Source organism: Streptomyces sp. NPDC049040 (assembly GCF_043197715.1).
Classification (GTDB): Bacteria; Actinomycetota; Actinomycetes; order Streptomycetales; family Streptomycetaceae; genus Actinacidiphila.
Window position 1 is genome coordinate 139,997 of sequence record NZ_JBICTO010000008.1, and the last position, 12,822, is coordinate 152,818.

Here is a 12,822-nt window from a genome sequence, read left to right on the forward strand (position 1 = left end):
ACCGTACCGGGAGAACGATGAGCAGCGCGCAGCATCACCTCACCCACCTCGACGAGGCAGGGGCGGCCCGTATGGTCGACGTCTCCGCCAAGGAGGTGACCGCCCGTACTGCCCGTGCGAGCGGACGCGTCCTGGTCAGCCCCGACGTCGTGGAGTTGCTGCGGGGCGTCGGCATGCCCAAGGGCGACGCCATCGCCACGGCGCGAATCGCGGGCATCATGGGCGCCAAGCGCACCCCTGAGCTGATTCCGCTGTGCCACCCGCTGGCCCTCTCGGGCGTCACCGTCGACCTGGCGGTCGCGGACGATGCGGTGGAGATCACCGCCACGGTGAGGACGACCGACCGCACCGGCGTGGAGATGGAGGCGCTGACGGCCGTCAGCGTCGCGGCGCTGACCGTTGTCGACATGGTGAAGGCCGTGGACAAGGCGGCGGTCATCACCGATGTACGGGTCGAGGACAAGACCGGCGGCAAGTCCGGCGACTGGCACCGGCCATGACGGATGGTCCAGCCGCGGTGCGGGCGCTCGCCGTGACCGCGTCGAACCGTGCGGCCGCGGGCGAGTACGAGGACCGTGGCGGCCCGCTGATCGTCGCCGCACTCCGGTCCCTCGGTTTCACGGTCGACGGGCCGCAGGTCGTCCGTGACGGCGAACCGGTCGGGCGGGCGCTGCGCGCGGCGGCCGACGCCGGCTACGACGTGGTGGTCACCACGGGGGGTACCGGGATCTCGCCGACGGACCGCACTCCCGAGGTGACCCGCCAGGTGCTCGACTACGAGATCCCCGGCATCGCCGAGGCGATCCGGGCTGCCGGTCGCGAGAAGGTGCCGACCGCGGTGCTGTCCCGTGGCGTCGCGGGGGTCGCGGGCCGCACCCTGGTGGTGAACCTTCCCGGGTCCACCGGTGGCGTCAAGGACGGGTTGACCGTGCTCACCCCTCTCCTGGCGCACGCAGTCGACCAGATCCGGGGCGGCGATCATCCGACTTCCGCATCTTCTGAATCCTCAGTCCCTGGGAGACCGAGCTGAACGGGTCCTGGCCGACGGAACTGGTGGACGGTGACATCACCCTCCGCCCGATCAGAATGCGCGACCAGCGTGCGTGGCGTGAGGTCAACCGGCGCAACCGCGACTGGCTGCGTCCATGGGAGGCCACCGTGCCGCCGGCCCCGCCCGGTCACATCGCGCAGCGGCCGACATATCGACAAATGGTGCGCCATCTGCGCAGCGAGGCGAGCGCCGGCCGCATGCTGCCGTTCGTCATCGACTACCAGGGCCGCCTGGCGGGCCAGCTCACCGTCGCGGGCATCACCTGGGGGTCGATGTGCTCCGCGCACGTCGGTTACTGGGTGGACGAGGCCGTGGCGGGCCGCGGGGTGATGCCGACGTCCGTCGCCCTCGCCGTCGACCACTGCTTCCGCCGGGTCGGACTGCACCGCGTGGAGGTCTGCATTCGCCCCGAGAACGGGCCCAGCCGCCGGGTGGCGGAAAAGCTGGGCTTCCGCGAGGAAGGACTCCGCCCGCGCTATCTCCATATCGACGGCGGCTGGCGCGACCACCTCGTCTACGCGCTGACGGCGGAGGAAGTGCCGGAGGGGCTGCTCAACCGCTGGCACCAGGCGAAGCCGAGCGCATCCCAGAAATAAGACAATTGTTCGAAAATGAAGCCTATCGCAAAAAAATCTCGGCTTATCAGCCAGATCGTGCGACACACCGGGCGAAATTCCGTATGGCGTGTCTCGATTCCCCCTACGGTGTAGCGCGTGAGCAGTAGTGGCCTCATCTACGCAGTCATCGTCGGGGCCTGGGCTGCCTACCTGGTGCCGATGTGGCTCCGTAGGCAGGACGAGCTCAACGAAGCGCGTCCGACGGAACGCTTCAGTACCGCCATCCGGCTCCTGTCCGGGCGGGCGGCGATGGAGCGGCGCGTCGCCAAAGCGCGAGGTGAGAACGTCGAGCCCGGTAGCGACGACGTCGAGGACGACCTCGACCCCGCGGACGTCGTGGACGTCCGCGGCCTTGCCGTGCCCGCGACCGAGGTGCGCCCCGCACCCGGTCGGGACCGTGCGGCAGCACCCGGTGCGGCCAGGCCTGACCCCCGCGCCAAGGTGCTGGCCCGGAGGCGCCGTACGACCACGCTGCTCTTCGTGGCGTTCACCGTCGGCGCCGTCGCTGCTGCCGTGGGCGGGGTCGCGCTGCTCTGGGCGCCCGCGATCCCGGCCGCGCTGCTGACCGTCTACATCGGTCAGATGCGCCGCCAGGAGCGCCGCCGCTACGAGGTGCGCCTTGACCAGCGACACGCCGTCGAGGCGGCACGGCGGCTGCGTGCCCGACCCGACCGTGCCGCCCGCCCTGAGCGTGCGCGCGCCGAGCTTCCGGCCGCGGCCGAGGAAGCCGCGCCTCCGGCTCCGGCGATCCCGGCGCCTTCGCCGCGTACGGCCGACCGCCGGGCGCTGGTCGAGCAGACGGACCACGCCGAATGGGTGGACCAGCAGCGCGCCCAGCAGTCGGGCGACGACGGCTGGGACCCCGTGCCCGTGCCGCTGCCCACCTACGTCACGGCCCCGGTCGCTCCGCGCACGGCGGGCGGTGTCGACCTGGGCGCGCCCGACACCTGGAGCTCCGCACGCTCGGGCACGACGCCGTCGGCTGAGCCCGCAGCGCCTTCGGCGGCCCCCACCGGCCGCCCGCGCCCGCGTACCACCCGCACGCCGCTCTTCGACCAGTACGCCGACCCCGACCGGCCCCGTGCGGCCAACGAGTAGCCTTCCCGCCAGCCGATATCGCGTTCACGACCACCCGTGCCGGGATGCTAGAGTTTCCTTCGTTGCAAGGGCCTGTGGCGCAGTCCGGTAGCGCACCTCGTTCGCATCGAGGGGGTCAGGGGTTCGAATCCCCTCAGGTCCACAACACGATGAGATCCCGACTGATCAGACGATCGGTCGGGATTTCGTCGTTCCGGGAATCATGCTGCGGCCGGCGCGGCCTGAAGCCCCTGGTGCCGCCCGAACGAAAATGCCGGGCGGCCCATCGCCGCGCACGGCATTGTGGAGCCGTGAGTAGGTGGAAGCTCTACGACAACTGGCTGGCCGACCTCCCTGGGCTCACCGTCGAGCAGCTTCACGAGCGTCGGTGCATTGCCGCCGAGAGGGCGCGTCGCGCCGCGGGGCGGGGCATGGGCCGCAGCCCCAAGGCCGCCCGTGACTGGCGCGGAAAGCTGCGGGCGGTCGAGGAGGAACTCCTCAGGCGAGGCGTCACGGACGCGTAGGGCGGCCGCCGGGGCGGCACCGCGGCGAATCGGTGACAGCCTGGTGCCATGACCAGGACGCAGTACTACACGGCGACGACCATGGACGGCTACATCGCGGACGACTCCGACTCCCTCGACTGGCTCTTCGAGGTGCAGGCGGAGCCCGGGGACCGGTTCGAGGGGTTCATGGACGGTGTCGGCGCCTTCGTTATGGGCGCGACGACCTACAAGTGGGTGCTCTCCCATGAGCGGGTGGTGGAAAGGCCAAAGGAGTGGCTGCGCTGGTACGGGCAGCGGCCCTGCTGGGTGTTCACGCATCACGAACTGCCGGTCGTACCAGGCGCCGACATCCGGTTCGTGCACGGTGACGTCCGCCCGGTGCACGAGGAGATGGTGACCGCGGCCGGCTGGCGCAACGTGTGGCTGGTGGGAGGCGGGGAACTGGTCGGGACGTTCGCCGATCACGGGCTGCTGGACGACATCGTGCTGGGTGTCGCACCGGTGACGCTCGGCGGGGGAGCGCCGGTGCTGCCCCGCCGGCTGACCGGTGGGCGGATTCGACTGACCGGGGTCGAGCAGGACGGCCAGTTCGCCTATCTGACTTACCAGGTCCTGGGCGGCTCGTCCGACGATCAGGCCAGGAGATAAGCGATCAGCGACAGCGACGCCATGGACAGCAGCGTGGACAGCAGCACGGTGTCACGGGGGAGGTCGGTGTCCAGGCCGTACTCGGAGGCGTAGATGAACGCGTTCTGCGCGGTGGGCAGTCCGGCACACATGACCACGGCGAAGAGCGCATGGCCGTGGAGGCCGACGCCGTAGCGCGCGAGAACGTAGGCCACCAGTGGCTGTACCGCGACTTTCAGGGTGACCAGGACGCGGCGCTCGGTGCGGCCGGCCGGTGACGGGCGGGTGCGGGCGTTGAGCGACATGCCGAGGGCGAAGAGCGCCGTCGGTACGGCGGCGCCGCCGAGCAGGTGCAGGGTCGACGTCAACTCGCCGGGCAGCCGGTCACCCTTGCCGAGGGCGGCGACCACCAGGCCGGCCGCCGACGCGGCGATGACGGGATTGCGGAACGGCAGCCGCAGCATGCGCGCCCACAGGTCGCCTGCACCGCGGTGGGTGTCGAGATCGATCAGCACCAGGATCAACGGGGTGACGAACAGCATCTGGAAGAGCGCGGCGGCGATGACGAACGCCGTGTCGTGCAAGACGTGCACGGCGACCGGGATGCCGAGATTCGCGGAGTTGACGTAGCCCGCGGACATCGCGCCGATGGCCTGGTCGGCCTGCCTGCGGTGGAACACCCAGCGGCTCAGCGCGAGTCCCACCAAGAAGACGGCGACGAGACTCGCCGCGAAGACGCCGACGCCTGCGGTGGCCAGATCGGCGACATGCGACGTGGACATGGTCAGGAACAGCAGCGATGGCATGGCGAACGTGAAGGCGAACCTGCCCAGTACGTGCTGTGCGCCCTCGCCGAGGAGGTGGTGGCGGCCGCCGAGCCAGCCGAGGGCGGTGATGGTCCAGATGGGCAGGAACCCGGTCAGTACCGCGTGCACACCCTCGCCCGGTCCCTGCCGCAGCCGACGGTTTCCCTCACTGGGTCAGGATGCCTGAGCTGTGCGGACCGTTCGTCGGCAGGGGGTCTTACGAGCGGATGGTCCTAGGATCGCGGTCTGTACGGCGGGTGTTGGCCCGATGGTCGCCCGATGGTGTGACGTGCGCCACAGGATGATCGGGAAATATTCCGGTGCGGGTAAGAGCTTGAGTTTTCAAGATCTTACGAGGGAGTCCATATGTCGGCAGACGCAAGTCAGGTGCCCGCAGCGGTGTCCGTAGTGCCTCCCGCCGCTGGCATCCGTACGAAAGTGCGTGTCCCGTTGCGCTTCCCCGACGGGTGGGAGACCACCGTGGATGTCTTCACGTTCACCGGCCTTGCCGACGGCAAGGAGCATCTGGCGCTGGGGATCGGCGACTACGAGAACGTGGCGGTGCCGCTGGTCCGGCCCCATTCCGAGTGTCTGACCGGTGACGTCTTCGGCTCGCAGCGCTGCGACTGCGGCCCGCAGTTGCGCGAAGCCCTGGAGCGCATCGGCGAACACGGGGGCTACCTTCTCTATCTGCGCCAGGAGGGCCGCGGCATCGGCCTGTACGCGAAACTCGACGCCTACGCGCTGCAGGACGACGGCCTGGACACGTACGAGGCAAACCGCGCGCTCGGGCGGGGTGAGGACGAGCGCGACTACACCGCGGCGGCGCAGATGCTGACGGCTCTGGGTGTGAACGGGATACGGCTGCTGAGTAACAATCCCGACAAGGCGCGGCAGTTGGCGGGGCTCGGTATCCGGGTGGTCGAGCAGGTGCCGACGGGTGTGCACGTCTCCGATGCCAATGTCCGCTATCTGCGGGCCAAGGTCGAGAGGACCGGCCACACCCTCGCGCTGCCGGCCTGAGGCGGCGGCCGGAGGGCGCTGTCGCGGGAGGCGGGCGCCACCTCGCGGCTGCGCGATGTGCAGAGCGGCGGATACGGGGTGTGAGGCGGAGTTCCCCTGAGGGTGCGTGATACGACCCACGATCGAAACGGTGGCGTTTCGATCGCGGGTCGTCTACGCTCTAGGTGTACGACATCGTTTCGATGATGGAGTCGGACGGCGCACCCGGCGGCGTCACCGCATCACAGGACGAGGCCGTACGCTATGGCCCGCCACCAGTGGATTCGGAGGACAGGACATGACGGCCCAGGCATCCGCGGCACGTCGTACCCGCCTGACCCCCGAGCGCGAACGGGAACTCTACGAGGCGGTCGTCGCCCTGCTTCGTGAGGTCGGCTACGAGGCATTGACCATGGACGCGGTCGCCGCCCGTACGCGGTCGAGCAAGGCCACCCTCTACCGCCAGTGGAAGGGCAAGCCGGAGCTGGTCGCCACCGCACTGCGGCACTCCAAGCCGGTGTCGCCCTCGGACATCGACACCGGGTCGATCGCCGGCGACCTGCACGAGCTCGTGCGGTGCCACGACGAGGACGAGACCAAGCGCGACCAGGAGCTCATGCGCGGCCTGGCGCACGCGGCCTTCCGGAACGAGGATCTCTTCCGCGCCCTGCGCGAACTGCTGATCGAACCGGAACTGGACAGCTTCCGCGTCCTGGTGCAGCGCGCCGTGGACCGCGGCGAGCTGGCGGCCGACAACCCGGCGCGGGACTTCATCCCGCACATGCTGTTCGGTGGCGCACTGGCGCGTCCCATCATCGAGGGCATCGACGCCGATCCCGAGTACAGCCACAGATACATCGACGCCGTGGTGGTCCCCGCCCTCGGTCTGTCGTAGGACACGTCAAGAAAGCCGATCAGCGTGTAAGCACCCCCTCGCGCCGGTTAGGCATGCCAGAACACGGCATCGCCCGCCCTCCGATCACCCCTCCGACCCGCCCCACCTGACACGCCGCTCTCGTCGTCGGGCTGGTTCCACACGCCCATTTCCGAACCCTTCCCGACGGGAGCCTCTGCCTCCATGGCCACATTCCTCTACAAACTGGGCCGGTTCGCCTTCCGGCGACGGCGATACGTCGTCCTCGTCTGGGTGGCGCTGCTCGCCCTCGCCGGTGTCGGGGCCGCGACCGCGCCCTCCGCCCCGGCTGACAACTTCACGGTGCCCGGCACCGAGGCGCAGAAGGCCTTCGACCTGCTGCACGAGCGCTTCCCCGGCACCAATGCCGACGGTGCGAGCGCGCGCATGGTGTTCAAGGCGCCCGGCGGCCAGAAGATCACCGCAGGGCCGAACAAGGCGGCTGTGGAGAAGGTCGTCACCGAGCTGGGACACACCCCGCAGAAGGCGACCGCCGCTGACCCCTACACCGCGAACGCGGTCAGCAAGGATGGCACCACCGCTTATACGACGGTCACCTACGAGGCGAAGTCCGCCGAGATCACCGATGCCACGCACGCGGCGATCGAGGCGGCTGCCCAGCACGGCAGGGACGCGGGGCTGACCGTGGAGGCGGGCGGCACCGCGCTGGAGGCGTCGCCGTCGACCGGCAACAGTGAGGTCATAGGCGTCGGTATTGCGGCGGTCGTCCTTTTGATCACGTTCAGTTCGCTGGTGGCCGCAGGGTTGCCGCTGCTGACCGCGATCATGGGCGTCGGTGTCGGCATCGCGTCGATCACCGCGCTGGCCACCACGCTCGGTCTGTCCAGTACGTCGTCCACGCTCGCGTCGATGATCGGACTGGCGGTCGGCATCGACTACGCGCTCTTCATCGTCTCGCGGCACCGGCACGAACTCATGGAGGGCCGCGACGGCGAGGACGCGGCGGGCCGAGCGGTCGGTACGGCCGGGTCGGCAGTCGTCTTCGCGGGACTCACCGTGCTCATCGCACTGGCCGGCCTGTCGGTCGTCAACATCCCGATGCTCAGCAAGATGGGCCTGGCGGCGGCGGGCACGGTGGCGCTCGCAGTGCTGATCGCCCTGACCCTGATACCGGCGCTGCTCGGCTTCGCCGGCCCCAAGGTGCTCACCCGCAAGGTCCGCAAGGGCCGCGCCGCCGCCGACGGCAAGCCCAACATGGGGACGCGGTGGGCGCGGCTGGTGGTGCGGCGGCGAGTTCCGTTCCTGCTGGCCGGAGTGGTCGCGCTCGGCCTGGCGGCCGTTCCGATGAGCAGCATGCAGCTCGGTCTCCCGGACGACGGCTCGCAGCCGGTCAGCACCACCCAGCGCAAGGCCTACGACATGCTGTCCGACGGCTTCGGGGCGGGCTTCAACGGGCCGCTCATGATCGTGGTCGACGGCGCGCACAGCGACAGCCCCAAGGCGGCGGCGCAGGAGGTCAAGAAGACGATCTCCGGATTCGCCGACGTCAAGACGGTGACGGAGCCGGCGTTCAACCCCAAGGGTGACGCCGCGACGCTGAGCGTTGTGCCGGTGTCCAAGCCGAGCAGCGCGCAGACCGAGGACCTGGTGCACGTCATCCGGGGCCATTCGGGTGAGTTCACCAGGACCACCGGCGCCGAGGTGCTGGTGACCGGCACCACCGCGATGAACATCGATGTCTCGCAGCGGCTGAACGACGCGCTGCTGCCCTATCTGGCGCTGGTCGTCGGGCTGGCCTTCCTGCTGCTGATGATCGTGTTCCGCTCGGTGCTCGTGCCGCTCAAGGCGGCGCTCGGCTTCCTGCTGTCGGTGCTGGCCGCGCTCGGCGCGGTGGTGGCGGTCTTCCAGTGGGGCTGGCTGTCCGGCCTGATCGGGGTCGAGCAGACCGGGCCGATCATGAGCATGATGCCGATCTTCCTGATCGGCGTGGTGTTCGGCCTCGCCATGGACTACGAGGTCTTCCTGGTCACCCGGATGCGTGAGGCCTACGTCCACGGCGAGACGCCACGCCAGGCGGTCGTCACGGGATTCACCCACGGTGCACGGGTGGTGTCGGCGGCCGCGGTCATCATGATCAGCGTCTTCGCCGGATTCATCGGATCGTCCGAAGCGATGATCAAGATGATGGGATTCGGCCTGGCCATCGCGGTGGCGTTCGACGCGTTCATCGTCCGTATGACGATCGTGCCGGCGGTGCTGGCGCTGCTCGGGCGAGCCGCGTGGTGGCTGCCTCGGCGCCTGGACCGAGTACTGCCGAATGTCGACGTGGAAGGCGAGCAGCTGCGCAAGAACCTCGCCGTGCAGTCGCCGCCGTCCACTGAGGAGGAACGCGAGCCCGCGGTGATCTGACCTGCACCTCACCCGTGCGGGTGACTGCACCGCCGGTGGGACGCGCCTTGCGCGCGGGCCACCGGCGGTGCGCCGCCGGGACGCAGGGGTGACATGCGGGTCGTCGGGTTGACGCCCCGTTCCGTCGTGGTCAGCTCAGGACCGGCTGGTGCGCGCCGTTCTCGAAGCTCAGCAGCCAGCGCTTGCGCTCCACGCCGCCGCCGTAGCCGGTCATGCTGCCGTCGGCTCCGACCACCCGGTGGCACGGCACGATGATGCTGTGCGGATTCTTGCCGTTGGCGAGGCCGACCGCGCGGGACGCGGTGGGCCGGCCCAGAGCCGAGGCGAGCTCGCCGTAGGAGACGGTCTCCCCGTATGGGATGTCGCGCAGGGCCGCCCAGACCCGGCACTGGAACGGTGTCCCAGATGTCGACAAGTCGATGTCGAAGGCGGTGACCTCTCCGGCGAAGTACGCCGTCAGCTGCTCGGCCGCCCGCGCGAGGACCGGGATCTCGGTGACGGCGACCTGCGGTCCGAAGGTCTCCCGCGACGGGAGGTGCCGCTGCTGCGTCATGTAGACGCCCGCGAGCCCACCCTCACGGGTGACCAGCGTGAGCGGCCCGAGCGGGCTGTCGGTGATCGCATGGGCGGAGGGACTGAGGGCCGCCGCGGTGCTCGTGCGAGCCGTCGTCGTCATCGTGAAGCGCCTTCCGGTCGAGGGTGGTCGGTGGGCAGGACGTTGATCGGATGATCGCCCGTCGCCCACAGGTACTGCGTCGCGTAGGCCCGCCACGGCTGCCAGGCCGCGGCATGCCGGGTGAGCGCCGCCGGTGTGGCCGGCAGGCCGAGGTCGCGGGCGGCGTGACGGACACCCAGGTCGGTCGGCAGGAAGGCGTCGGGGTCGCCGAGCGCCCGCATCGCGATCGACTCGACCGTCCAGGGCCCGAAGCCCGGCAGCGCGGCCAGCTGCTCGCGTGCGCGCTGCCAGTCGCTGCCGACGTCCAGGTCCAGCCCGCCGCTGTCCAGGGCGCCCAGCAGCGCCGCCAGCGTGTCCCTGCGGCTCTGCGGCATGGCCAGTGCCGCCGGGTCGTGGCCGGCGAGGGCGGCCGGGGACGGGAAGAGGTGGGTGAGGCCGCCGGCGGGGTCGTCGACGGCTTCGCCGTACGCGGCGACCAGCCGCCCTGCGTGCGTGCGGGCCGCGGCTGTCGAGATCTGCTGCCCGAGCACCGCGCGGACCGCGAACTCCGGCCCGTCCGTGACCCGCGGCACCCTCCGGCCGGGTGACTTGGCGACCAAGGGCGCGAGCACCGGGTCGGCGGAGAGCAGGGCGTCCACCGCCAGCGGGTCGGCGTCCAGGTCGAGGAGCCGGCGGCAGCGGCTGATCGCCTGCGCGAGGTCGCGCCAGTCGGTGAGCCACAGCCGGCAGCCGATGTGGTCGTGTTCCGGGCGCAGGGCGACGATGCCCGCGCCGTGCGGAAGCCGCAGGGTGCGGCGGTAGGCGCCGGCCCGCCACTCCTCGACGCCGGGGACGGCCGTCGCCGCGAGGTGCCCGAACAGGTTGTCCGGGGTGAGCGGGCGGCGGAAGGGCAGTCGCAGCGCGAGGGAACCCGCCGTGGCCGCGGGGCGGCCCTTGGCGACCCTGGCGCGCAGTTCGCCCGGTGCGAGCGCGAAGACCTCGCGGACGGTGTCGTTGAAGGTGCGGATGCTGGCGAAGCCGGCCGCGAAGGCGATCTCGCCCATCGGCATGGTGGTGGTCTCGATGAGCAGCCGCGCGGTCTGCGCACGCTGCGCGCGGGCCAGGGCGAGCGGTCCCGCGCCCAGCTCGGCGAGCAGCTGGCGCTCCACCTGGCGGGCGCTGTAGCCGAGCCGTCCTGCGAGCCCCGGCACCCCGTCGCGGTCGACCACGCCGTCGGCGATCAGCCGCATGGCGCGGGCGACGAGGTCGGCGCGCTCGTTCCACTGCGGCGAGCCGGGGCTGGCGTCGGGCCGGCACCTCTTGCAGGCGCGGAAACCGGCCTGCTGCGCGGCGGCGGCGCTCGGGTAGAAGGTCATGTTCCTGACCTTCGGGGGCACGACCGGGCAGCTCGGCCGGCAGTAGATGCGGGTGGTCAGCACCGCCGTGAAGAACCACCCGTCGAATCGGGCGTCCTTCGATTGGACGGCGCGTACGCAGGCGTCGAAGTCCGTATGCACCCCACCAGCATCGCTCCTCGTCACCGTCGTGGTCTGGCGAGAAAACGACATCGAGGTGGAGTGGCGGTCCCGGCCCGGATCCGGCCGGGGCGGCCTGACCTCAGTCGGAGACGCTGCTCTCCGGTACGTAGTGCAGATCGTCGTATTCCGGGCGCCTGGCGAGCCACCCGGCGATGAAGGGGCAGATCGCCAGTACCCGCAGTCCCCGGGCGCGGGCGTCGTCCATGGCGGCACGCGCCAGTGCCGAGCCGACGCCGCGGCCCTCGTACGCGTCGTCTACCTCGGTGTGGATGAAAGCGATCACGCCGGGCGTGCGCATGTAGACCGCTTTGCCGGCCGGCTCGTCGCCGACCCTTGCCTCGTAGCGGTGGTCCTGCGGTGCGTCGGTGACGGTGACCGCCGCGGCGTCGTCCCTTGCGCCGGGATGCGTCACGACCGGTAGCCCTCCACCGTCGAGGAGGGGCGGACACGGGCGCCGCCGGGGTCCTCACCGGCCTCGGTGAGGGCGCGGCGCTGCCGCAGCAGATCCCAGCACTGGTCGAGTTCGTGTTCCAGGGCGGTCAGGCGCTCGCGTTCGTCCCCGCCTTCAGGGGCCTCGGCGAGCAGGTCGCGCAGCGCCTTCTCGTCGTCGACCATCTTGCTGATGCGGCCGAGTATGGCCTGCTCCGCACTGGCGTCGTGGGGCTGTTGCACGGGGGACACCTCCCAGGGAGTCGCTGATTTCCACTCTTGCAGGTCGTGCGGCGCGGCGCTCGCGGTACGCGGGTGTCATCCCCCGCCGGGCGGCCGCGGCTCCTGTGGCGCGTCGGACGGTTTCGGGTCAGGACCGCCCGCCCCGGATTCCGCGGCCGCCTCGTGGCGGCGCAGCCACTGGTCGATCTCCACGCGCACCCGGCGCTCCATGGCGAGCGACATCTCGGCGTCGACGATGTCCTTTGCCAGCGGGCGGAGGCGCTGCATCGCGTCGGAGATGTGCTGGGCCTGCTCGGGGGGCACGTCGTCCAGCGGGCCGAGTACGTGGGTCTTGACGACCTGGGTGAACAGTTCGGCAATGGCGTCGACATGGTTGCGCACCTCGCGGCCGGCGGCGAGGACCGCGGCCAGGGGCACGCCTTCGCGTACGAGAGCGGCCGAAACGTCGAGCAGACGGCGGCTGGTGTGCAGCGCGCTCTCGCCGGCCACGGAGAGGTAGCCGATCTCCAAGGCGGCGGTCAGGTTCTCAGGGCTGGCGTCGTCGCCGAAGTAGTCGGCCAATTCCTGCGGGGTCAGGACGACGGGGGTCTCGTCGGACCAAGGGGCGGCGAGGGTGCCGCCGAGGCCGAGGAGTTCGGCGACTCCGTCCAACGTGCGGCCGTTCTCCCACGCGGTGATCAGCTCTGCGATGCCGCCGAGGGTGTGCCCGCGCTCCAGCAGGGCGGCGATCGTCTGCAGCCTGGCGAGGTGGCTCGCGGAATACCAGGCGATCCGGCCGTCACGGCGAGGTGGCGGCAGCAGCCGCCGCTCGCGGTAGAAGCGCAGTGTCCTGACGGGTATGCCGGCGGCTTCCGCCAGCTCCTCGACGCGGTATTCGCGTGCGCCGGTTTGTCCGCCGGAGCGTGCGCCGGCGTGGTCCGCTGTGCTCGTCTCGTCGCCGCGGTCGTTCACCCGCCCAGCCTATGTGCTGGGGTAAGTGGCTTCATCC

General features: G+C 70.7%; 15 protein-coding genes and 1 tRNA gene. 10 read left to right on the forward strand and 6 right to left on the reverse strand.

All coding sequences use genetic code 11. The annotated features are described in order from the left end of the window. Positions 1-17 precede the first annotated feature (17 nt). The 7 genes from moaC to ACGFMP_RS21845 all read left to right on the forward strand — a co-directional run bounded on the left by moaC (position 18) and on the right by ACGFMP_RS21845 (position 3,899). Complete coding sequence (gene moaC / locus ACGFMP_RS21815) at positions 18-500, forward strand: cyclic pyranopterin monophosphate synthase MoaC (protein ID WP_393674440.1); 483 nt, start codon at positions 18-20, stop codon at positions 498-500. Further along, positions 497-1,030, forward strand: coding sequence for a molybdenum cofactor biosynthesis protein B (locus ACGFMP_RS21820; RefSeq protein WP_393674441.1), 534 nt, complete (start codon positions 497-499; stop codon positions 1,028-1,030). Before moaC ends, ACGFMP_RS21820 begins: the two co-directional genes overlap by 4 nt. Then, positions 1,027-1,647 (forward strand): GNAT family N-acetyltransferase, encoded by a 621-nt coding sequence (locus tag ACGFMP_RS21825; RefSeq protein ID WP_393674641.1) that lies wholly within the window; start codon positions 1,027-1,029, stop codon positions 1,645-1,647. The genes ACGFMP_RS21820 and ACGFMP_RS21825 overlap by 4 nt, the downstream gene beginning before the upstream one ends. A 117-nt stretch (positions 1,648-1,764) precedes the next feature. Further along, complete coding sequence (locus tag ACGFMP_RS21830) at positions 1,765-2,766, forward strand: hypothetical protein (protein ID WP_393674442.1); 1,002 nt, start codon at positions 1,765-1,767, stop codon at positions 2,764-2,766. Between the two features lie 68 nt (positions 2,767-2,834). Next, positions 2,835-2,908, forward strand: a tRNA-Ala gene (locus ACGFMP_RS21835). 148 nt (positions 2,909-3,056) lie between these two features. Continuing rightward, on the forward strand, positions 3,057-3,269 hold the full coding sequence (locus ACGFMP_RS21840) for a hypothetical protein (protein WP_393674443.1): 213 nt from the start codon (positions 3,057-3,059) through the stop codon (positions 3,267-3,269). A gap of 48 nt (positions 3,270-3,317) precedes the next feature. Continuing rightward, positions 3,318-3,899: a dihydrofolate reductase family protein gene (locus tag ACGFMP_RS21845; protein ID WP_393674444.1), complete on the forward strand. Its 582-nt coding sequence runs from the start codon at positions 3,318-3,320 to the stop codon at positions 3,897-3,899. Here the strand turns inward: ACGFMP_RS21845 and ACGFMP_RS21850 are convergent. Further along, positions 3,884-4,813: an AEC family transporter gene (locus ACGFMP_RS21850; RefSeq protein ID WP_393674445.1), complete on the reverse strand. Its 930-nt coding sequence runs from the start codon at positions 4,811-4,813 to the stop codon at positions 3,884-3,886. The genes ACGFMP_RS21845 and ACGFMP_RS21850 overlap by 16 nt on opposite strands. Before the next feature lie 237 nt (positions 4,814-5,050). On the opposite strand from ACGFMP_RS21850, the gene ribA reads away from it, so the two are divergent. The 3 genes from ribA to ACGFMP_RS21865 all read left to right on the forward strand — a co-directional run bounded on the left by ribA (position 5,051) and on the right by ACGFMP_RS21865 (position 8,969). After that, positions 5,051-5,707, forward strand: coding sequence for a GTP cyclohydrolase II (gene ribA, locus ACGFMP_RS21855; protein WP_393674446.1), 657 nt, complete (start codon positions 5,051-5,053; stop codon positions 5,705-5,707). A 277-nt stretch (positions 5,708-5,984) separates the two neighbouring features. Further along, positions 5,985-6,581 carry a TetR/AcrR family transcriptional regulator gene (locus tag ACGFMP_RS21860; protein WP_393674447.1) on the forward strand — a complete coding sequence of 199 codons (597 nt, stop codon included), beginning with the start codon at positions 5,985-5,987 and terminating at the stop codon, positions 6,579-6,581. A gap of 183 nt (positions 6,582-6,764) precedes the next feature. After that, complete coding sequence (locus ACGFMP_RS21865; RefSeq protein WP_393674448.1) at positions 6,765-8,969, forward strand: MMPL family transporter; 2,205 nt, start codon at positions 6,765-6,767, stop codon at positions 8,967-8,969. A gap of 130 nt (positions 8,970-9,099) precedes the next feature. On the opposite strand, the gene ACGFMP_RS21870 is transcribed toward ACGFMP_RS21865, so the two are convergent. The 5 genes from ACGFMP_RS21870 to ACGFMP_RS21890 form a co-directional block, all read right to left on the reverse strand. Beyond that, positions 9,100-9,645: a methylated-DNA--[protein]-cysteine S-methyltransferase gene (locus ACGFMP_RS21870; protein ID WP_393674450.1), complete on the reverse strand. Its 546-nt coding sequence runs from the start codon at positions 9,643-9,645 to the stop codon at positions 9,100-9,102. Then, positions 9,642-11,141 (reverse strand): AlkA N-terminal domain-containing protein, encoded by a 1,500-nt coding sequence (locus ACGFMP_RS21875; RefSeq protein WP_393674451.1) that lies wholly within the window; start codon positions 11,139-11,141, stop codon positions 9,642-9,644. Before ACGFMP_RS21875 ends, ACGFMP_RS21870 begins: the two co-directional genes overlap by 4 nt. A gap of 100 nt (positions 11,142-11,241) precedes the next feature. Next, positions 11,242-11,574, reverse strand: coding sequence for a GNAT family N-acetyltransferase (locus tag ACGFMP_RS21880; RefSeq protein WP_393674452.1), 333 nt, complete (start codon positions 11,572-11,574; stop codon positions 11,242-11,244). After that, positions 11,571-11,834 (reverse strand): DUF2630 family protein, encoded by a 264-nt coding sequence (locus ACGFMP_RS21885; RefSeq protein ID WP_393674453.1) that lies wholly within the window; start codon positions 11,832-11,834, stop codon positions 11,571-11,573. The genes ACGFMP_RS21880 and ACGFMP_RS21885 overlap by 4 nt, the downstream gene beginning before the upstream one ends. Before the next feature lie 75 nt (positions 11,835-11,909). Beyond that, positions 11,910-12,785 carry a MerR family transcriptional regulator gene (locus ACGFMP_RS21890; RefSeq protein ID WP_393674454.1) on the reverse strand — a complete coding sequence of 292 codons (876 nt, stop codon included), beginning with the start codon at positions 12,783-12,785 and terminating at the stop codon, positions 11,910-11,912. Positions 12,786-12,822: the final 37 nt, after the last annotated feature.

What these genes read in the sequence shown, in the direction of transcription:
- moaC (WP_393674440.1), top strand. Translation starts at nt 18, where the DNA reads ATGAGCAGCGCGCAGCATCACCTCACCCACCTCGACGAGGCAGGGGCG.
- ACGFMP_RS21820 (WP_393674441.1), top strand. Translation starts at nt 497, where the DNA reads ATGACGGATGGTCCAGCCGCGGTGCGGGCGCTCGCCGTGACCGCGTCG.
- ACGFMP_RS21845 (WP_393674444.1), top strand. Translation starts at nt 3,318, where the DNA reads ATGACCAGGACGCAGTACTACACGGCGACGACCATGGACGGCTACATC.
- ribA (WP_393674446.1), top strand. Translation starts at nt 5,051, where the DNA reads ATGTCGGCAGACGCAAGTCAGGTGCCCGCAGCGGTGTCCGTAGTGCCT.
- ACGFMP_RS21860 (WP_393674447.1), top strand. Translation starts at nt 5,985, where the DNA reads ATGACGGCCCAGGCATCCGCGGCACGTCGTACCCGCCTGACCCCCGAG.
- ACGFMP_RS21865 (WP_393674448.1), top strand. Translation starts at nt 6,765, where the DNA reads ATGGCCACATTCCTCTACAAACTGGGCCGGTTCGCCTTCCGGCGACGG.
- ACGFMP_RS21870 (WP_393674450.1), bottom strand. Translation starts at nt 9,645, where the DNA reads ATGACGACGACGGCTCGCACGAGCACCGCGGCGGCCCTCAGTCCCTCC.